We start from the raw sequence: 20,146 nt of genomic DNA, 5'->3' as shown, positions 1-20,146 counted from the left end.
TATCTCAACCGCCCGCGCGGTCGTCGCACGACCGGTATCGTCCTCTCGTCCCGCGCCGAGCAGGGACCTCGACACTTCAGGGGAGCAACCATGACCGAGCCGAAGGATTCCGCCCTGCCCACCGGGCCGACCGACCACGCGGGCGACGCGACGACGTCCGTCCCGCAGTACACCTACCCGGTGCCCTCGGGCAGCCACCCGGTCCCGTCCGCGACCGACCAGGCGGGCGCCGCGGGCGCGGTCGGAGTCGACCTCGCCGACGAGCCGGCCTCCCCCGCCCAGCCCGGGCGCAAGCGCACCGGCCTGCTGGTCGGCGCCCTCGCCGGCGTCCTCGCCCTCGGCGGCGCCGGCGTCCTCGCCGTGCAGACCCTGAGCGGCAGCGGCGCTCAGCCGTCCGACGTGCTGCCCGGCGACGCGTACGCGTACCTCCGCGTCGACATCGACCCGTCAGCAGGCCAGAAGGTCGCTGCCGTCCGCTTCCTCGGCAAGCTCGACGCCGTCAAGGACACCCTCGGCAGCGACGACCCCCGCAAGAAGCTGTGGGAGATGGCCGCCAAGAACGCCGGCGACGACTGCATCAAGAAGTTCGCCTACGACAAGGACGTCGAGCCGTGGCTCGGTGACCGCGTCGGCGCCGCGATCCGCCCCGGCGGCACCAAGGACCAGCCCAACCTCGCCATCGCGATCCAGGTCAAGGACGAGACCGTCGCCAAGGACGCCCTCACCAGGCTCTTCGCCTGCGACAAGGGCTCCAAGACCGACGTGCGCACCAAGGACGGCTACGCCATCGTCACGCCCGGCGGCACCGGTGACGCGACCCTCGCCGCCGTCGACAAGGGCGCGCTGTCGGCCAACGCGAACTTCACGGGCGACATGGGCGCCCTCGGCGAGCAGGGCATCGTCTCCGCCTGGTTCGACATGACGACCGGCCTCAAGGAGCTGCCCAAGCTGAGCGGCGACGGCAACGGCATGGACACCGCCGCGCTGGCGAGTGCCAAGGGCCGTTTCGCAGCGGCGCTGCGCTTCGACGCCGACTACGTCGAGCTGGCCGGCATCGTCCGGGGCGCCGACGCGAGGACGTCCGTCAAGGGGAACGGCAGCGAGCTGGCCAACCTCCCCGCCAACACCATGGCTGCCGTGCACGTGGCGGGCGCCGACCAGATGCTCGGCTCGACGTGGCCGCAGCTCGAGAAGCAGATCAACGACCTTGCCGCCGCCGACGGCCAGGACGACGTCATCGCCATGGTCGAGGACCAGCTCGACGTCAAGCTGCCCGACGACCTCAAGGTGCTCCTCGGCCGGTCGTTCACGGTCGCCATGCCCGACCAGGACCTCAAGGGCGACTCCTTGACGGTCGGCGCCAAGGTCGTCTCGAGCGACGCCAAGCGCGCGGACGAGATCATCGACCGGCTGATGCAGGCCTCGGGCGCCGACAGCGGCGTCCTGACGCACAAGGTCGAGGGAGACAAGGTCTACGTCGCCACGACCCCCGACTACGCCGACGACCTCAAGTCCGGCGGCAAGCTCGGTGACTCCGACGCCTTCAAGCTGTCGGTCGGCGACGTCACGTCGTCCAACAGCGCCGTGTTCGTCGACCTCGACAAGCTCGAGAAGCTCTACCTCGGCGAGGTCAAGGGCAACCAGAAGACGTTCCTCGAGTCGCTCCGCGCCGTCGGCGTCAACGCCAGCACCACCGGCAACGGGGAGGGCACGTTCACCCTCCGCGTCCTCGGCAACTGAGGGGCACCAGACAGCACGCGCAACACGAAGGGCCCCGCGTCAGGCGGGGCCCTTCGTCGTCTGCGTGCCGGCTCTCAGGTGTGCTGCGCGAAGCCCGAGATGCCGAACCCGGCAGCCGCAGGCACGCGGACCTCGTTGCCGGAGTAGGAGATTCCACCGACGACCGGTGAGGCGACGGACCACCACGCGGCGTCGAGATCGCTGACGGCGGTCGTCGGCTCGGCTGCGACGACGGCAGCCGCCGCCCCCACACCCACGTGGCTCTCCATCATCGAGCCGACGATGGTGCCGAGCCCGGCGTCGTGCGCACGGCGGAGCATGTCGCGCCCGACGGTGAGCGAGCCGCACTTGGCGAGCTTGACGTTGACGAGGTCGGCCGCGCCGAGCCGGATGATGCGCTCGAGGTCGTACGGGCCGTAGCAGGACTCGTCGGCCATGACCGGCAGCCCGACGCGCTCCCGCACCCAGGCGAGCCCCTCCACGTCGTCGGCGACGACCGGCTGCTCGACGAGCTCGACGCCGAGGTCGGCCACCTCGAGGGCGCGGATGACCTGCACCGCTTCCTCACGGGTCCAGCCCTGGTTCGCGTCGAGGCGAAGCGCGACGTCCGGTCCGACGGCGTCGCGCACCGACGCCACGCGCTGCACGTCGGTGCTGGCGTCGGTGCCGACCTTCATCTTGAGGGTGCGGAACCCGTCCGAGACCCGTGCCCGGGCCGTGTCGGCGAGGGCGTCGGCAGCGCCGGCCGAGAGGGTCACGTCGGTCGTGAGCACGTCACGTATGCCGTCCGCCCCCGAACCGAGCAGGGTGGCCACCGACGTGCCCTCTGCCTGGGCGACGAGGTCGTGGAGCGCCGCGTCGACGGCCGCCTTGGCCCCGAAGTTGCGGGCGACCGCGCGCTGCACGGCCGCGGCGGCCGCGGAGAGGTCGTCGCGGTCGTCGAGGGGCCGACCGACGACCGCGGGCGCCAGCATCTGCTCGATGCACGCCGTGGCACTCGCCAGGGACTCCCCCGTCACCTGCCACACCTGCGGGGCCTCGCCCCACCCGGTGCGGCCGTCGCTGTCGGTGACTCTCACGATGACCGTGTCGGTGGTCTCGGTGCGCCGCAGCGCCGTGACGAACGGCGTGTGGAGCGGCACGGACGAGACGGTGGTGACGACCCGCTCGACCGTCGTCATCGGCCGGCCACCGAGGTGGGCGTGGCCTGCGCGTCGGGACCGGCCTGGGCGGCATGCGGCTCGGGAATCTCAGGGTGCTCTGGGTGCTCGGGGTGCTCGGCCCGCCACACGTCGCGCGCGATGTCGGCGACGAAGGCCGCGGCCTCCGTCTCGCCGAGCGCGATGGTGGTGCAGACGACGAGCACGAACGGCTCCTCACCGGGCGGGCGCACGAGGGCGACGTCGTGCGAGACGCCCGGGATCCACCCGGACTTGCTCGCCGTCGGGATGCCTTCGGGCAGCCCGGCAGGCACCTGGTCGACGTGGAGCTGGCGCGAGAGCAGCTCTTCGACCGGACCGAGCACCGGCTCGCCGCCGAGCGCGGGCTCGCGCCGCGCGACGGCTGCCATGAGCAGGCCGAGGTCGGCGGCCGCGACCGTGTTGGTGATGCCGGCTTCGCGGGCGCGGGCGTCCTCGATGCCGCGACCGACGACCGTCGTGGCCGAGCACCCGGTCAGGCGCAGCACCTCGGCGACCTCCGTGAGGCCGACGACGTCGACGAGCAGGTTGGTGGCGATGTTGCTGGACCGGGTGATGGCGCGGTCGGCCAGCTCACCGAGCGTGCAGGTGCCGCCGATGACGGCCCACGTCTCGGGGTCCTGGTCGTCGTCGGCGTCGAGGGAGAACGGCGACCCGTCGAGCACCGACGCGAACGTGGACGTCACGGCCACCGGCTGCGCGAGGACCAGCTCACCCCGCGCCACGCGACGGAAGGCGGCGATGACGAGCGGGAGCTTCATCGTCGACGCGGCGTAGTGCGCAGCGTGCGCGTCGTGCGACCATCGCTCGCGACCGTCGGTGCCGCCGAGCCAGACCGAGACCGTGGCGTCAGCTGCCGTGGTGACCTGGTCGAGACGGGCGTCGATCTGCGAGAAAGGCGTCGGCACCCTCGAGAATGTAGACGATCAGGCGGCGGAGGCCGACACCACGTCGCCCGAGGGGACGAGCAGCGGCACGGTGGGCGCGAGGCCCTCGCTCTCGGCCATGCGGTTGGAGACGTCGATCAGGACCCGCGAGAGGGGCAGGTCGAGGGCGCCGCAGATCGAGGCGAGCAGCTCGGAGCTGGCCTCCTTCTCACCACGCTCGACCTCGCTGAGGTAGCCGAGCGACACCGACGCGGTGGCCGACACCTCACGGAGGGTCCGGCCCTGCGCGCGCCGACGCTCGCGGAGGACGTCACCGAGCTCGCGTCGCAAGAGTGTCGTCATGCCGTCCTCCTTCAGGTCGCTGGTGCGGGGTCGTGCGGTTCCGGTGGACCGTGCGGGTGACCCGACACGCCTACCGTACCCCGAGGGTCCCCCGCCGGTGCCAGTGTTCGGCGCGTGGCGCCAGTCTCCTCGTCCGCGAGCCCGAGCACCGCGGCGACGGTGGCCGCCCGGATCTGGGCTCTGGTCCCGTTCAACTGCAGAGCCCGCGTCACTGTTCCCGAGGGCCCGGCGACGGCGACGTGGACGGTGCCGACCGGCTTCCCCTCGGACGGTCCGGGGCCGGCGACGCCGGTCGTGGACAGGCCCCACGTCGCACCGAGCCGACGGCGTACACCCTCGGCCATGGCGACGGCGACGTCGGGGTCGACGGTGCCGACGCGGTCGATCAGCTCGGCGGGGACGTCCAGGAGGGCGGTCTTCACCTCGGCCGCGTACGCGACGACACCACCGAGCAGCACCGCGGACGCGCCGGGTGTGTCGGCGACCGTCGCGGCCACGAAGCCGGCTGTGAGCGACTCCGCGCAGGCAAGCGTCTCCCGGCCCTCGGTCAGGCGCGCGACGAGACGCGCTCCCGGGCTCTCCGGGGGGCTCGCGGTCAGGGGATCGTCGGTGGGTGCCACGTCGGTACCACGTCAGTCGCGGTTCGGCGTCTTCTCGGGCGGGACGGGCCCGACGCCGCTGCTCGACGTCGGGGCAGCCCCGGTCGGGGCAGCTCCGGTCGGGGCGGTCCCGCGCGTAGGCGTCGACGCGTCGGAGTCGTCGCGAGCGCCCCGCTGGGCCCGCTGCGCGGCCCGCGCCTCGCGCTCGGCAGCGCGCGCGGCCCTGCGCAGCCGGGTGCGCTCGCTCGTCTCGCGCAGCCGGGCCGCCTTGAAGACGTAGTCGACGCCGCTCACCACCGTCATGACGAGCGCGGCCCCGAGCAGCACGTAGGCGACCGTCGTGAGCACCCCGCTGAAGGGCCACACCCAGAGCGGCAGCGTCAGCGAGCCCAGCGACAGGGTCTGGAGCATCGTCTTGAGCTTGCCTCCGCGCCCGGCCGGCATGACGCCGTGTCGGATGACGACGAAGCGCAGCACGGTGATGCCGACCTCGCGCACGAGGATGACGACCGTCACCCACCACCACACCACGCCGAGGAGCGAGAGCCCGATGAAGGCGGTGCCGGTGAGTGCCTTGTCGGCGATGGGGTCGGCGACCTTGCCGAAGTTCGTGATCTCACCGCGACGGCGGGCCAGCTTGCCGTCGACGCCGTCGGTGACGGCGGCCAGTGCGAAGACCACCCACGCCCAGAAGCGCCACCACGGCTCGTGGCCGCCGTCCTGGAAGAGCAGCACGGCGTAGACCGGGACGAGCAGGAAGCGCAGGACGGTCAACGCGTTGGGCAGGTTCCAGTCGGTGGGCCGGGGCGCGGGCCCCTCCCCCCGGTGGAAGGTCTGCGGGGTCATCGCGGCTCCGCGACGAGGTCGATCCCCTCGGTGGCGACGACGACGGCCTCGACGAGGTCGCCGACCTGCGGCGTCGGGGCGCCCTCGGGCACGTGCACGACCGTGACGCCGTCGACGTCGGGGCCCTGGAAGGCAGCCCGCCCGACGGCCGAGCCGTCCTCGTCGTCGATCTCCTCGACGAGGACGACGACGTGCTCGCCGATGCGCTCCTCGGCGCGCTGCGCGTTGAGCTCCTCGACGAGGCGGGTGAAGCGGTCGAGGCGCTGGGCGACGACCTCGGGGGCGAGGTGACCGGTGTAGCCCTCGGCCTCGGTGCCGTCCTCGTCGGAGTAGCCGAAGACGCCGACGACGTCGAGGCGCGCCTCGGTGAGGAACGCCTCGAGCTCGTCGAGGTCGGCCTCGGTCTCGCCCGGGAAGCCCACGATGACGTTGCACCGGACACCGGCCTCGGGCGCGTCGGCCCGGACCCGCGCGAGCAGGTCGAGGAACGCCTCGCGCGAGCCGAAGCGGCGCATGGAACGCAGCAGCGGCTCCGACGCGTGCTGGAACGAGATGTCGTAGTAGGGCACGACACCCGGCGTGTCCGCCATGGCCCGCAGCAGGCCGGGCCGGATCTCGGCGGGCTGGAGGTACGAGACGCGCACGCGCTCGATGCCCTCGATCGCTGTGAGTTCGGGCAGCAGCTTCTCGAGCAGGCCGAGGTCGCCGAGGTCCTTGCCGTACGAGGTGGAGTTCTCGGAGACGAGGAAGAGCTCCTTGACGCCCTGCTGGGCGAGCCAGCGGCCCTCGGCGACGATGTCGGCCGGGCGCCGCGACACGAACGCGCCCCGGAACATCGGGATGGCGCAGAAGGAGCAGCGCCGGTCGCAGCCGGAGGCGATCTTGAGCGGCGCCCACGGGCGGCCGTCGAGGCGGGCCCGGATGACCCGTGGGCCGGTGGCCGGGACGGGCACGCCGTCGAGCGTGTCGACGTCGGACGCGCTGCCGTCGGACGGGGCGCCCTCGGAGGCCGTCTCACCGTGGCCGGGCAACGCGACCCCGGCCGCACCGGCCTGGCGCTCGACGGGCGTGAGCGGCAGCAGGGTGCGGCGGTCGCCCGGCGTGTGGCTCTCGACGTGGCCGCCTGCGAGGATCGTCTGCAGGTGCGAGCTCATGTCGCGGTAGGAGTCGAAGCCGAGCACGGCGTCGGCCTCGGGCAGCTGGTCGGCGAGCTCCTTGCCGTAGCGCTCGGCGAGGCACCCGACTGCGACGACCTTCTGGGTGCGCCCGCCGTCGCCCTTGAGGTCGGAGGCCTCGAGCAGCGCGTCGATGGAGTCCTTCTTGGCCTGCTCGACGAAGCCGCAGGTGTTGACGACGGCGACGTCGGCCTCGGACGCGTCGTCGACGAGACGCCACCCCTCGGCGAGGAGGCGGCCTGCCAGCTCCTCGGAGTCGACCTCGTTGCGCGTGCACCCGAGGGTGACGAGTGCGACGCTCCTGTCGGCGCTCGGGTGGGGAGGGGTCATGCGCCCACTCTAGATGGACGGGTGTTCAATGGCCGACATGCTCGGAACCGCCCAGCCCGGCCAGACCGACCCCGCCGACGCCGTCGACGCCGTCGCGCGCGCCCGGGCGCTGCTCGCCCGGCACCCGCTCGTCGACGGGCACAACGACCTCCCGTGGGAGGCACGCGAGCAGACCCGCTACGACTTCGACGCGCTCGACATCGGCGGCCCGGTGGCGACCACCCAGACGGACCTGCCCCGCCTCGCCGACGGCGGCGTCGGCGGCCAGTTCTGGTCGGTCTTCGTGCCGAGCACCCTGCAGGGCGACTCGGCCGTCACGGCCACCCTCGAGCAGGTCGACGGCGTGCACCGCATGATCGGGACGTATGCCGACCGGCTGGCCCTGGCGCGCACGGCGGACGACGTCGACCGCGCCTTCGACAGCGGCCGCATCGCCTCGCTGCTCGGGGCCGAGGGCGGGCACTCCATCGGCTGCTCGCTGGCCACGCTGCGCCTGCTGCACGTGCTCGGCGTGCGCTACATGACGCTGACGCACAACGACAACACGCCCTGGGCCGACTCGGCCACCGATGCGCCCGTGGTCGGTGGTCTCACCGCCTTCGGGCACGAGGTCGTGCGCGAGATGAACCGCCTCGGGATGATGGTCGACCTCAGCCACGTCGCCCCCACCACCATGCGCGCGGCGCTCGGGACGACCGAGGCGCCGGTCATCTTCAGCCACTCGTCTGCCCTCGCCCTCTGCGACACCCCGCGCAACGTGCCCGACGACGTGCTCGCGGCGCTGCCCGCCAACGGCGGCACGTGCATGGTCACCTTCGTGCCCGAGTTCGTCTCCCCCGACACCGCAGCGTGGCGGGTCGAGGCCGCCGCGGCCGCCGCCGAGGTGGGGGTCGACGCCAAGGACTGGGAGGCCTTCGGGCGCTTCACCGCCGGCTGGCAGCAGCAGCACCCGAAGCCCGACGCGACGATCGAGCAGGTCGTCGCGCACGTCGAGCACGTGCGCGAGGTCGCCGGCATCGACCACGTCGGCATCGGGGGCGACTACGACGGGACCGACACCTTCCCGGTCGGGCTGGAGGACGTCAGCGGCTACCCCCGGCTCGTCGCCGCGCTGCTGGAGCGCTCGTGGTCCGAGGACGACGTCGCCAAGCTCGTGCGCGGCAACACGCTGCGGGTCATGCGTGACGTCGAGGCCGTGGCGCGTGACCTCCAGCAGACCCGTGGGCCGAGCCTGCGCACCTTCGCGGAGCTCGACGGGGCGCGGACCGCCGACTCCTGACCGGCAGGCGGCCACGCGGCACACGGCCGCGGGGCCCTACTGGCGGAAGCGGGCGATCGTGAGCCCGACGAGGCGGGCGACCACGAGCGCGACGTAGAGCATGCCCGCGATCTGCTGGAGCAGCACGAACGCCCGCGCGTGCGGCTCCACGGCGATGATGTCGGACAGGCCCGTCGAGGTCATCGTCGTGATCGAGAGGTAGAGCAGCTCGAACCACGTGCGCGTGCCCGGGTCGGCCTCGCCGTAGATCGTGAACGAGTTCGGGTAGGCGATCTGCACGGCGAGGTAGACGTAGGCGAACCCCCACGCGACGACCGTGAACGTCGCCCCGGTCGCGTAGAGCTCGTCGCGGGTCACCCAGTTGTCGGCGAACATGTACCGCAGCAGGCCGTAGCCCGTGTAGAGGTAGAAGAGCGCGTGCAGCGCCGAGCTCCAGAAGGTCAGGGTCTGGTTGTCGTTCCAGACCGCCTCGGCGACGGTGAGGACGACGACCGGGCCACCGAGGAGCACCGCCACCCACGTCAGGGCGGGGGTCGCCCGTACCGCGCGGACCGCGAGGAACAGCACGACGAGGCCGATGAGTCCGAAGATCGCCCGACCCACCTGCTGCACGTCGCCCTGGCGTGTCTCGACGAACGGGTAGGCGACGAGCGCGGCCAGCTGGACGAACAGCAGCAGGGCGCACGGCAGCTCCGAGACCTTCCGCCGGAGGCGGTCGAGGCGCGACGGCGGCCCCGTCCTGCGTGGCGATGACGGCCAGAGCTCCAGCGACGCACTCACGTCTCGGACTCTAGTGGCGGCCCCGTCAAGATCGCGTCAAGAGGCGTCAGCAGCGGGTCAACGGCGGCGGCAGGCCTGCCGAGCCGCCGTACGAAGGAGGCATGTTCACCACCATCCTCCTGGTCGCGGTCGGGGTCGCCGTCCTCGCGTACCTCGTGTACGTCCTCCTCCACGCGGACCGCTTCTGATGAGCGACACCGTCAGCGGGCTGCTCACCATCGGCGTCCTCGTCGCCGCCCTGGCCGCCTCGCACCTCCCCCTGGGAGCGTGGCTGGCCCGCGTCTTCACCGACGAGCACCACTGGCGCGTCGAACGACTCGTCTACCGCCTCTGCCGTGTCGACCCGTCGTCCGAGCAGCGGTGGACGACGTATGCCGTCGCCGTCCTCGGCGTCTCGGTGGTGGGCATCGCGCTCCTCTCGGGGCTCGTCGTCGCCCAGGGGGCGCTGCCGCTCGCGCGGGGCGCCGCGATGGGCTGGGACACCGCGCTCAACACCGCGGTCTCGTTCGTGACGAACACCAACTGGCAGTCGTATGCCGGTGAGTCGGGAGCGTCACCGCTGGTGCAGACCGTCGGCCTGACGGTCCAGAACTTCGTCTCCCCCGCCGTCGGGCTCGCCGTGGCGGTCGCGCTCGTGCGCGGGCTCGCTCGCTCGGGCGGCGCGACGGTCGGCAACTTCTGGGTCGACCTCGTGCGCGGCTGCGTGCGGGTCCTGCTGCCCCTCGCGCTCGTGGGCGCCGTCGTGCTGCTGCTCGGCGGTGTGGTCCAGAACCTCGGCGCGCCGACCACCGTGACGACGGTGTCGGGTGGCAGCCAGGTGATCCAGGGCGGCCTCGTCGCGTCGCAGGAGGCGATCAAGCTGCTCGGCACCAACGGCGGCGGCTACTTCAACGCGAACTCGGCCCACCCGTTCGAGAACCCGAACGCGGTCATCAACCTCGTGCAGGTCTTCCTCATGCTCGTCATCCCGTTCTCGCTCCCACGCACCTACGGCCTGCTCGTCGGTGACCGGCGGCAGGGCTGGGCGGTTCTCGGCTTCATGGCGACGCTGTGGGGACTCATGGTGGCGGCGGTGACCTGGGCCGAGGTGTCGGCCTCCGTCGGCCCGCTCGGCGCGATGGAGGGCAAGGAGGTGCGCTTCGGCGTCTGGTCGTCGGCCCTCTTCGGCGCGAGCACCACCGGGACCTCGACCGGCGCGGTCAACTCGCTGCACGAGAGCTACAGCCCGCTCGGCGGGGGCGGCGTGCTCTTCTCGATGCTGCTCGGCGAGGTGTCGCCCGGTGGCGTCGGCTCGGGGCTCTACGGTGCGCTGCTGCTGGCCCTGCTCACTGTCTTCGTCTCCGGCCTCATGGTCGGGCGCACTCCCGAGCTGCTCGGCAAGCAGGTCGGGCGCCGCGAGATCACGCTGACCGCCCTCGCGCTGCTCGTCATGCCCGCGCTGGTGCTCGTCTTCACGGGAGTCGGCATGGTCGCGCCGATCGTGTCGTCGCAGATGCTCGCCACGGGTCCGCACGGGCTCACCGAGGTGATGTACGCGTACGCCTCGGCCGCCAACAACAACGGCAGCGCGTTCGCGGGCTTCTCGGCCGACACGCCCTACACGAACCTCACGCTCGCCCTGTGCATGCTGCTCGGCCGCTTCGTGCCCATCGTGCTCGTGCTCGCTCTCGCCGGCGCCCTCGTCGCACAGCGCCGCCGCCCGGCCACGTCCGGCTCGCTGCCCACCCACACACCCACGTTCGCAGGCCTCTTCGTCGGCGTGGCCGTCGTCGTCACCGGACTGACCTTCTTCCCGGCCCTGGCCCTCGGTCCCCTCGCGGAGGCGCTCTCATGAACCCCAGCCACACCCCCACCTCCACCACCGTCACGAACCCGTCAGCGGACTCGGCCGAGGTCACGCTGCGCGGCGCGGACGGTGCCATGGCACCCCGTGCCGACCACGGGCGCCGGCTCGGCACCGCGGTCACCGGTCCGTCGCCCGAGGCCGGCTCGGGCCGCGCCCTGGCGCGCCAGCTCGTCACCAGCGTCCCTGAGGCCGTGCGCAAGCTCGACCCGCGGCACGTGTGGCGCAGCCCGGTCGTCTTCGTCGTCTGGGTGGGCTCGCTCGTCACGACGGTCGTCGCGGTGGCCGACCCCTCGTGGTTCGCCTGGGCCGTCACGCTGTGGCTCTGGGCGACCGTGCTGTTCGCGAACGTGGCCGAGGCCGTCGCCGAGGGCCGCGGCAAGGCCCAGGCCGCCACGCTGCGCGCGGCCCGCACCACCACGACGGCCCGACGACGGTGTGCGGACGGCAGCTTCGAGACCGTCGCCGCGGCGGACTTGGCCGTCGGGGACGTCGTCGTCGTGCGCGCCGGCGAGGTGGTCCCCGGCGACGGCGACGTCGTCGAGGGCATGGCCACGGTCGACGAGTCGGCCATCACCGGCGAGTCGGCGCCCGTCATCCGCGAGTCCGGCGGCGACCGGTGCGCGGTCACGGGCGGCACCACGGTGCTCTCCGACGGCATCACGGTGCGCATCACGTCGAAGCCCGGCGAGACCTTCATCGACCGGATGATCGCCCTGGTCGAGGGCGCAGCCCGCCAGAGGACGCCGAACGAGGTCGCCCTGACGATCCTGCTCACCACGCTGACGATCATCTTCGTGCTCGCCGTCATGGCGATCCAGCCGCTCGCCGTCTACTCGGGCCGCGAGCAGTCCGTCGTCGTGCTCGTGGCCCTGCTCGTCTGCCTCATCCCCACGACCATCGGCGCCCTGCTGTCGGCGATCGGCATCGCCGGCATGGACCGGCTCGTGCAGCACAACGTCCTCGCGATGTCCGGGCGTGCCGTCGAGGCGGCCGGTGACGTGTCGACGCTCCTGCTCGACAAGACGGGCACGATCACCTTCGGCAACCGACGCGCGACCGAGCTCGTGCCGCTGGCCGGGCCCGTCGACGGCGGCCACGACCGCTCGGAGCTGACGCGGGCGGCATACCTCTCGTCGCTGGCCGACGAGACGCCGGAAGGGCGTTCGATCGTCGAGCTCGCGGGCGAGGGACTCGCCCACAACGCCTGCGACGACCTGGCGACGCTGCGCCGCCGCGGCGCCACGTTCGTCGAGTTCACCGCCCAGACCCGCATGTCCGGCGTCGACCTCGACGACGGCACCGCGGTGCGCAAGGGCGCGGCGGACGCCGTGTGCCGGTGGGTCACCGATGCCGGCGGGGTCGTGCAACCGGGTGCCCTCGAGGCCGTCGAGTCGATCGCGACGGCCGGTGGCACCCCGCTGGTGGTCGCCTCCCGTCGGGGCGACGAGACCCCGGCCGTCCTCGGCGTCGTCCACCTCAAGGACGTCGTCAAACCCGGCATGAGCGAGCGGTTCGCCCAGCTGCGCGCGATGGGCATCCGCACCGTGATGATCACGGGCGACAACCCGCTCACCGCCCGGTCGATCGCCGCCGAGGCCGGGGTCGACGACTACCTCGCCGAGGCGACGCCCGAGGACAAGATTGCCCTCATCCGCAAGGAGCAGGAGGGCGGCCGGCTCGTCGCGATGACCGGCGACGGCACGAACGACGCGCCCGCGCTCGCCCAGGCCGACGTCGGCGTCGCGATGAACACCGGGACGTCGGCGGCGAAGGAGGCGGCCAACATGGTCGACCTCGACTCCGACCCGACGAAGCTCATCGACGTCGTGTCGATCGGCAAGCAGCTGCTCATCACCCGCGGCGCCCTGACCACCTTCTCGATCGCCAACGACATCGCGAAGTACTTCGCCATCATCCCGGCCATGTTCGTGGTGCTCTTCCCCGGCCTCGACGCCCTCAACGTCATGCGGCTGTCGACGCCGCAGTCGGCCATGCTCTCGGCGGTCATCTTCAACGCCCTCATCATCGTCGCGCTGATCCCGTTGTCGCTCAGAGGCGTTCGCTATCGGCCGTCAGGCAGTACTGCCCTGCTGCGCCGCAACCTCCTCGTCTACGGACTCGGCGGCGTCGTCGCGCCGTTCGTCGGCATCAAGCTCATCGACCTCGTCGTCAGCCACCTCCCGCTCTGAAGGAAGACCTGTGACCAACGTGATCAAGCAGTCCGTCGCCGGCCTCCGGGCGCTGCTCGTCCTCACCGTCCTGCTCGGTCTGCTCTACCCCGCGGCGGTGTGGGTCGCCGGCCAGACCGTCGCCCGAGACCAGGCGGCCGGCTCGCTCGTCAGCGTCGACGGGTCGGTCGTCGGGTCGAGCCTCCTCGGCCAGCAGTGGTCGGGCGACCAGTGGTTCCAGGGCCGCCCCTCAGCGAGCGGCTACTCGGGCGAGACGAGCGGCGGCTCCAACCTGGCGGGCAGCGCCCTCGGCGACGAGGTCGCGAGGCGTGCCGACGCCGCCGGCCTGACCGTGGGTGCCGTCCCGGCTGACGCGCTCACCGCGTCGGCCAGCGGCCTCGACCCGCACATCTCCCCCGCGTACGCCGTCGCCCAGGTCGAGCGCGTCGCCGCGGCCCGCGGCCTCGACGCCACACGCGTACGCCAGCTCGTGGGGGCCCACACCGAGGACCGGATCGCCGGGTTCCTCGGCGAGCCACACGTCGACGTGCTCGAGCTCAACCTCGCCCTCGCGCGCCTCACGGCGATCGGGCGCGGGTGACCTGAGAGGATCACGGCATGGGGCGCGGCTCTCTGCGGATCTACCTGGGCGCGGCGCCGGGCGTGGGCAAGACCGTCGCCATGCTCGAGGAGGCGCACCGTCGCCGCGAGCGCGGCACCGACGTCGTCGTGGGCTACGTCGAGAGCCATGGCCGCCCCCACACCGAGTCGCTCGTCGACGGCCTCGAGGTGCTGCCGCGACGGCAGGTCGCCCACCGCGGTTCGACGCTGACCGAGCTCGACGTCGCCGCCGTGCTGGCCCGCCGCCCGCAGGTGGTGCTCGTCGACGAGCTCGCCCACACCAACGCCGGCGACGGCACCGACTCCCCCGCCCATGCCAAGCGCTGGCAGGACGTCGAGGAGATCCTCGATGCGGGCATCGACGTCATCTCCACGGTCAACATCCAGCATCTCGAGTCACTCAACGACGTCGCCTTCTCGATCACCGGCGTGCGGCAGCAGGAGACCGTCCCCGACGAGGTGGTGCGCCGGGCCGAGCAGGTGCAGCTCGTCGACATGTCCCCCGAGGCGCTGCGCCGTCGCATGGCGCACGGCAACGTCTACGGAGCCGACAAGGTCGACGCAGCCCTCGCCAACTACTTCCGCGTCGGCAACCTCTCGGCGTTGCGCGAGATCGCCCTGCTGTGGCTCGCCGACCGGGTCGACGAGGCGCTCGAGCGCTACCGCGCCGCCCAGGGCATCCGTGACCCGTGGCCCACGCGCGAACGGGTCGTCGTCGCACTCACCGGTGGCACCGGCAGCGAGACGCTGCTTCGGCGCGGGGCCCGCATCGCCACCCGTGCCGCCGGCGGCGACCTCATCGCCTGCCACGTGCGGTCGGCCGAGGGGCTCGCGCCCGCCGACCCGGCGGCCATCACCCGGCTGCGGCGCCTCGCCCGCGACCTCGGGGCCGAGTTCCACGACGTCGCCGGCAACGACGTGGCCGAGGCGATCCTCGACCACGCGCGCGGCGTCAACGCCACCCAGATCGTCGTCGGCGTCAGCCGCCGCAGCCGCTGGCAGCAGCTGCTCCGGCCCGGGGTGGCGTCGGCGGTGGCCGACGGGTCTGGCGACATCGACGTGCACCTGGTGTCGCACGAGGGCTCCAAGGTGGGCCACCGGCGAGCCCGTGCCGCAGGGCTCCCCGCCCGGCGAGTCGCCGCCGGCCTCGTCCTGGCCGTGGTCGCCCTGGCTGCCCTCACCAGCGTCCTCGTGGCCACGCGCGAGGGGCACACGCTGTCGCTCGACCTGCTCCTCTACCTTGCCCTCACGGTGGCCTGCGCCCTCGTCGGCGGCATCTGGCCGGCACTCTTCTGCGCGGTCGTCGGCTCGCTCGCCGTCAACTGGTTCTTCACCGAGCCGCGGGGCACCCTCACCATCAGCGACCCGCCCAACGCGCTGGCACTCGCCGTCTTCGTGCTCGTCGCCATGGCGGTCTCGTCGGTCGTCAACGTCGCCGCGCGCCGCACCGAGCAGGCCGTCGCGGCCGAGCGCGAGTCCGCCGCGCTGGCGGCCCTCAGCCGTGACCTCCTCGCCGAGCCACGCCCCGTCCCGGCCCTGCTCGACCGCGCCAGGGGCGACCTCGGCATGCGGGCCGCGCTGCTCACCGAGCGCGGTGACGACGGGGCGGCGGTCGTCGTCGCGTCGACCGACCCGGCGCACGTCGCCGGCACGCGGCTCGCCGACGGGTCGGCCTGGGCCGTGGACGTGACGGTCGACGACGGCGTCCACCTGCTCCTCGACGGCCCGCCCCTGGCCGCGGAGGACCAGCGTGTCGTCGAGGCGTACGCCGCCCACGCCGCGATCCTGCACGGGCGGGAGCAGCTCGTCCGCGCTGCTCGCGAGGCCGCGGGGCTCGCCCGCGACAACGCAGCCCGCGCCACGCTGCTCGCGGCCGTCTCGCACGACCTGCGCACCCCGCTCGCGAGCATCAAGGCCGGGATCTCGACGCTGCGCCAGTCGGGCCTCCCCCTCTCGCCCGACGACGAGGCGGAGCTGCTCGAGTCGGTCGAGGAGTCGACCGACCGGCTCGACGCCCTCATCGGCAACCTGCTCGACCTCTCGCGTCTCGAGACCGGGATGGTGCGCCCGCACAGCCACTCGGTGGACCTGCTGGACGCCGTGGTGTCGACGGTCCGCACCACGAGCGCCCCGGCGCGTGTCGACATCGACCTCGAACCGGACCTCCCGCTCGTCCGCGTCGACCTCGGCCTGCTCGACCGGGTGCTCGCCAACGTCGTCGAGAACGCGTTGCGCCACAGTGGATCTGCCGACGTGCGACTCACGGCCGGCCGCATCGGCGACACGGTGCAGCTTCGGGTCGTCGACCGCGGACCGGGCGTCGACGACACCGACAAGGACCGGATCTTCGCCGCGTTCCAGCGCCTGGGCGACGCGCCCCGCGGCGACGGGCTCGGTCTCGGTCTCGCCGTCGCGCGCGGCCTCATGACCGTCATGGGCGGCACGCTGTCGCCCGAGGACACGCCCGGTGGAGGCCTCACCATGGTGCTCGAGCTCCCCGTCGCCGTGACGGACCCGGTGCCCACCCCCGAGGAGGACGCGTGACCCGAGTGCTCGTCGTCGACGACGATCCACGCCTGCAGAGGACCCTCGCCATCGCCCTGCGTGCGCACGGGCACGAGGTGGTCACCGCGGGCGACGGGCGCACCGCCGTGCAGTCGGTCCTGGAGGACGCTCCCGACGTCGTCATCCTCGACCTCGGCCTGCCCGACCTCGACGGCACCGAGGTGCTGCGTCGCCTCCGCACCGGGTCAGCCGTCCCCGTCATCGTGCTCTCGGCACGGCACGAGTCCGACGACAAGATCGAAGCGCTCGACCTGGGCGCCGACGACTACGTCACCAAGCCGTTCGGCGTCGAGGAGCTGCTGGCCCGGGTGCGGGCGGCCCTGCGGCGTGGGGGTCCTCAGGGCCAGCACCTCGAGCCGATGACCACCGACCACTTCCGCCTCGACTTCGCCGAGCGCCGGGCGACCGTCGCCGGCGCCGACGTGCGCCTCACCCCCACCGAGTGGCGGCTGCTCGAGGCGCTTTGCCGCGAGCCCGGCCACCTCGTCTCGCAGCAGGACCTGCTCCGCGCCGTGTGGGGGCCGTCCTACGGGCGCGAGTCGAACTACCTGCGCGTCTACGCCAACCAGCTGCGACGCAAGCTCGAGCCCGACCCGGCCAACCCCCGCCACCTCGTCACCGAGCCCGGCCTCGGCTACCGCTTCACCCCCTGACCGTCGAGAGGCCCACGCGGCCTTTCGACGGTTGAGATGGGGTGGGTCAGTAGCGCTCGCGGCCGCCGCGGTCGGTGAGGTTCCAGGCGTCCTCGGACTCCTCGTCGTCCTCGTCGACGGTGGGCGTCATGTCGCCGGGCGTCCAGCGCGCGGACGGCACGGCCTGCGTGCTGTCGCCGTCGTAGTCGTCGCCCGACGCCCGCCGCTCGCCTCGCTCGGCCACGAGCGACGCGGTGCGCTGGGGCGACTGCGGGCCGTCCTCCGTCTCGCCCGTGCCCTCGTATGCCGTCGCGGCGTCGTCGGGCTCGTCGGCGACGTCGGCGGGCGACGCAGCGAACGGCCCGTCGTCGCTCGGCGGCTCGTCGGCGACCGGGTGCGGCACCTCGTCGCCACGCAGCAGCGCCAAGGTCTGTGGCAGGTCGTCGGGCCGCACGAGCACGTCGCGCGCCTTCGAGCCCTCGCTCGGGCCGACGACGCCGCGCGACTCGAGCAGGTCCATGAGCCGACCTGCCTTGGCGAAGCCGACGCGCAGCTTGCGCTGGAGCATCGACGTCGACCCGAACTGGGTCGTCACGACGAGCTCGGTCGCCTGGAGCAGCACGTCGAGGTCGTCGCCGATGTCGTCGTCGATCTGCTTCTTCGGCGCGGCGACGGTGACATCCTCGACGTAGTTCGGCTTGAGCTGCGTCGTGACGAACTTGACGACCTCGTGGATCTCGGACTCGTTGACCCACGCACCCTGCACACGCATCGGCTTGCTCGCGCCCATCGGGAGGAAGAGCGCGTCGCCCTGGCCGATGAGCTTCTCGGCGCCGGGCTGGTCGAGCACGACGCGCGAGTCGGCGAGCGAGGACGTCGCGAACGCCATGCGCGAGGGCACGTTGGCCTTGATGAGACCCGTCACGACGTCGACCGACGGGCGCTGGGTCGCGAGCACGAGGTGGATGCCGGCGGCGCGCGCGAGCTGCGTGATGCGCACGACCGACTCCTCGACGTCGCGCGGGGCGACCATCATGAGGTCGGCGAGCTCGTCGACGACGACGAGCAGGTACGGGTAGGTCGTGATCTGCCGCTCGGAGCCCGGCAGCGGCTTGACCTTGCCGGCACGCACCGCCTTGTTGAAGTCGTCGACGTGCTTGAACCCGAACGCCGCGAGGTCGTCGTAGCGCTGGTCCATCTCCTTGACGACCCAGGCGAGCGCCTCGGCGGCCTTCTTGGGGTTGGTGATGATCGGCGTGATGAGGTGCGGGATGCCTTCGTACGCCGTGAGCTCGACCCGTTTGGGGTCGACGAGGATGAGGCGCACCTCCTCCGGCGTCGCACGCATGAGGATCGAGGTGATCATCGAGTTGACGAAGCTCGACTTTCCGGAGCCCGTGGCGCCGGCGACGAGCAGGTGCGGCATCTTCGCGAGGTTGGCGATGACGTAGGCGCCCTCGACGTCCTTGCCGACACCCATGACCATCGGGTGCTCGTTGGTGCGCGCGGTGTTGCTGCGCAGCACGTCGCCGAGCGACACGTTCTCGCGGTCGAGGTTCGGGATCTCGATGCCGATGGCCGACTTGCCCGGGATGGGGCTGAGGATGCGCACGTCGGCCGACGCGACGGCATACGCGATGTTCTTGGAGAGCGCGGTGACCCGCTCGACCTTGGTGCCGGAGCCGAGCTCGACCTCGTAGCGGGTGACCGTCGGGCCACGCGTGAAGCCGGTGACGGCGGCGTCGATGTCGAACTGGTCGAAGACGTTGGTCAGCGACTCGACGACGCGGTCGTTGGTCTCGCTGCGCGTCTTGTGAGGGGGACCCGGCGTCAGCATGGAGTGGTCGGGCAGCTGGTAGGTGATGTCGCCCCCGAGGCTGAGCTGCTCGACACGTGCCGGCATCTCCGACATGGGCGGCGGGATGAGCTCGGCCTTCGGGCCGACCTTGCCGGTGTCGGGGGCGCCGAGGGTCTTGGGGTCGGTGGCGTCGATCGCCTTCTCGCCACTGGGACGGGGCGCCAGCACACCCGGGGCCGTCGGACGCTTCTCGCCGGGACGCAGGCGGGTCGTGGGCTCGTCGTCGCCGCCCTTCTGCGCGGCCTGGCGGAAGGCCTCGTCACCGTCACGGTCGGAGAGGTCGACCGGCTTGCGACGGGCGCGCTTGAGCGCTGCCGTCGGGGCGTCCTCCGGCTCGGCGCCCGCCTCGTCGTGGTGGCCACGCTCGATGACGAGAGCCTTGAGCTGGTGCAGGCGCGTCGGGATCATGTTGACCGGCGTGGCCGTGATGACGAGCAGGCCGAAGATGCCGAGCAGGATGAGCAGGACGAGCGCGCCGTAGGACGACACCGCGGCCGCGAGGGGGCTCGAGGCGAGGAAGCCGAGGATGCCACCGGCGGCACGCATGCCGTCGGCGCCATCGGGCGGGTTGGGGATGCCGTCCGCCAGGTGCGCCAGACCGCAGGCCGCGAAGGTCAGCGCGATGGTGCCGATGACGACGCGGTTGGTCGTCGCCTCGTCCTGCGGGGCGCGCAGCATGCGCAGGCCGAGGGCGAGCAGGACGAGCGGGACGGCATACGCGACGCGCCCGAAGGTGCCGGCGAAGATGGCGTGCACGATCTGGCCGAACGTGCCGGCGACGCCCCACCACTCGCGGGCCGCCACGACGACGGCGAGCGCGATGAGGGCGAAACCGATGCCGTCGCGACGGTGCTCGGGCTCGAGGTCGGCAGCGCTGTGGCCGACGCGTCGCACCGCTCCCCCGGCCATGTGGGAGACGCCCATCCAGGTGCTTCGCATCGCGCTGAGCGGGAAGGGCAGCCCGCCGTCACGGGTCTTGCGGGCGGGCTTGGCCGGCGGCTTGCGCGCGGCGGGCTTGCGCTGCGCGGGCCGGGACGAGCGGGCGGCCGGCGGGCGCGACGTGGTGCTGCCGGTCGCCCCCTTGGCCCGTGTGGCCGCGGCGGTGCTCGAGCGTTGGCTGCTGGACGGACGAGACCCCATGGTCGCACCGTACGTCAAGGCACCTCTGAACTCACGCGTCACACGCGCAACAGAGGCACATGGGTCAGAACACGAACCCGCCATCACGGGTTGAGGCCGTCTCAGATGCCGACATCCGCGGACCGGAGGGTGGACAGGC

General features: G+C 72.6%; 16 protein-coding genes. 8 read left to right on the top strand and 8 right to left on the bottom strand.

Going from position 1 to position 20,146, the window contains the following annotated elements; genetic code table 11:
- Positions 1-90: 90 nt before the first annotated feature.
- The gene (locus ACYVNR_RS09250; RefSeq protein WP_461047834.1) at positions 91-1,740 is read left to right on the top strand and encodes a DUF3352 domain-containing protein; all 1,650 of its coding nucleotides are present in this window, start codon (positions 91-93) and stop codon (positions 1,738-1,740) included.
- Positions 1,741-1,814: 74 nt separating this feature from the next.
- Here ACYVNR_RS09250 and ACYVNR_RS09245 read toward each other — a convergent pair whose 3' ends face one another.
- The 6 genes from ACYVNR_RS09245 to rimO are packed head-to-tail and all read right to left on the bottom strand — an operon-like array spanning position 1,815 to position 7,118.
- On the bottom strand, positions 1,815-2,921 hold the full coding sequence (locus ACYVNR_RS09245) for a dipeptide epimerase (RefSeq protein ID WP_045190472.1): 1,107 nt from the start codon (positions 2,919-2,921) through the stop codon (positions 1,815-1,817).
- Positions 2,918-3,847 (bottom strand): serine hydrolase, encoded by a 930-nt coding sequence (locus ACYVNR_RS09240; protein ID WP_461047833.1) that lies wholly within the window; start codon positions 3,845-3,847, stop codon positions 2,918-2,920. Before ACYVNR_RS09240 ends, ACYVNR_RS09245 begins: the two co-directional genes overlap by 4 nt.
- A gap of 18 nt (positions 3,848-3,865) precedes the next feature.
- On the bottom strand, positions 3,866-4,168 hold the full coding sequence (locus ACYVNR_RS09235; RefSeq protein WP_045190474.1) for a helix-turn-helix domain-containing protein: 303 nt from the start codon (positions 4,166-4,168) through the stop codon (positions 3,866-3,868).
- Positions 4,169-4,179: 11 nt separating this feature from the next.
- Positions 4,180-4,788: a CinA family protein gene (locus ACYVNR_RS09230; RefSeq protein WP_461047832.1), complete on the bottom strand. Its 609-nt coding sequence runs from the start codon at positions 4,786-4,788 to the stop codon at positions 4,180-4,182.
- 12 nt (positions 4,789-4,800) lie between these two features.
- Positions 4,801-5,613, bottom strand: coding sequence for a CDP-diacylglycerol--glycerol-3-phosphate 3-phosphatidyltransferase (gene pgsA / locus ACYVNR_RS09225; protein WP_461047831.1), 813 nt, complete (start codon positions 5,611-5,613; stop codon positions 4,801-4,803).
- The gene (rimO, locus tag ACYVNR_RS09220; RefSeq protein ID WP_045190475.1) at positions 5,610-7,118 is read right to left on the bottom strand and encodes a 30S ribosomal protein S12 methylthiotransferase RimO; all 1,509 of its coding nucleotides are present in this window, start codon (positions 7,116-7,118) and stop codon (positions 5,610-5,612) included. The genes pgsA and rimO overlap by 4 nt, the downstream gene beginning before the upstream one ends.
- Before the next feature lie 28 nt (positions 7,119-7,146).
- On the opposite strand from rimO, the gene ACYVNR_RS09215 reads away from it, so the two are divergent.
- Positions 7,147-8,397, top strand: a complete 1,251-nt coding sequence (locus ACYVNR_RS09215) for a dipeptidase (protein WP_461047830.1) — start codon at positions 7,147-7,149, stop codon at positions 8,395-8,397.
- A gap of 36 nt (positions 8,398-8,433) precedes the next feature.
- On the opposite strand, the gene ACYVNR_RS09210 is transcribed toward ACYVNR_RS09215, so the two are convergent.
- Positions 8,434-9,177: an ion channel gene (locus ACYVNR_RS09210; RefSeq protein WP_045190476.1), complete on the bottom strand. Its 744-nt coding sequence runs from the start codon at positions 9,175-9,177 to the stop codon at positions 8,434-8,436.
- Positions 9,178-9,278: 101 nt separating this feature from the next.
- Here ACYVNR_RS09210 and ACYVNR_RS09205 point away from each other — a divergent pair, with 101 nt between their 5' ends.
- The 6 genes from ACYVNR_RS09205 to ACYVNR_RS09180 all read left to right on the top strand — a co-directional run bounded on the left by ACYVNR_RS09205 (position 9,279) and on the right by ACYVNR_RS09180 (position 17,030).
- On the top strand, positions 9,279-9,365 hold the full coding sequence (locus ACYVNR_RS09205) for a potassium-transporting ATPase subunit F (RefSeq protein WP_082080860.1): 87 nt from the start codon (positions 9,279-9,281) through the stop codon (positions 9,363-9,365).
- On the top strand, positions 9,365-11,011 hold the full coding sequence (kdpA, locus tag ACYVNR_RS09200) for a potassium-transporting ATPase subunit KdpA (RefSeq protein ID WP_461047829.1): 1,647 nt from the start codon (positions 9,365-9,367) through the stop codon (positions 11,009-11,011). Before ACYVNR_RS09205 ends, kdpA begins: the two co-directional genes overlap by 1 nt.
- 86 nt (positions 11,012-11,097) lie before the next feature.
- On the top strand, positions 11,098-13,212 hold the full coding sequence (gene kdpB / locus ACYVNR_RS09195; RefSeq protein WP_461048298.1) for a potassium-transporting ATPase subunit KdpB: 2,115 nt from the start codon (positions 11,098-11,100) through the stop codon (positions 13,210-13,212).
- Positions 13,213-13,222: 10 nt separating this feature from the next.
- Positions 13,223-13,792: a potassium-transporting ATPase subunit KdpC gene (gene kdpC / locus ACYVNR_RS09190; RefSeq protein WP_461047828.1), complete on the top strand. Its 570-nt coding sequence runs from the start codon at positions 13,223-13,225 to the stop codon at positions 13,790-13,792.
- 17 nt (positions 13,793-13,809) lie between these two features.
- Positions 13,810-16,356: a DUF4118 domain-containing protein gene (locus ACYVNR_RS09185; protein WP_461047827.1), complete on the top strand. Its 2,547-nt coding sequence runs from the start codon at positions 13,810-13,812 to the stop codon at positions 16,354-16,356.
- Positions 16,353-17,030, top strand: coding sequence for a response regulator transcription factor (locus tag ACYVNR_RS09180; protein ID WP_458800573.1), 678 nt, complete (start codon positions 16,353-16,355; stop codon positions 17,028-17,030). The genes ACYVNR_RS09185 and ACYVNR_RS09180 overlap by 4 nt, the downstream gene beginning before the upstream one ends.
- Before the next feature lie 46 nt (positions 17,031-17,076).
- Here the strand turns inward: ACYVNR_RS09180 and ACYVNR_RS09175 are convergent, their stop codons facing one another.
- Positions 17,077-20,007 carry an FtsK/SpoIIIE family DNA translocase gene (locus ACYVNR_RS09175; protein WP_461047826.1) on the bottom strand — a complete coding sequence of 977 codons (2,931 nt, stop codon included), beginning with the start codon at positions 20,005-20,007 and terminating at the stop codon, positions 17,077-17,079.
- Positions 20,008-20,146 lie beyond the last annotated feature (139 nt).

This window comes from Terrabacter koreensis (genome assembly GCF_054783315.1).
This window is presented reverse-complemented; position numbering and strand designations above follow the sequence as displayed.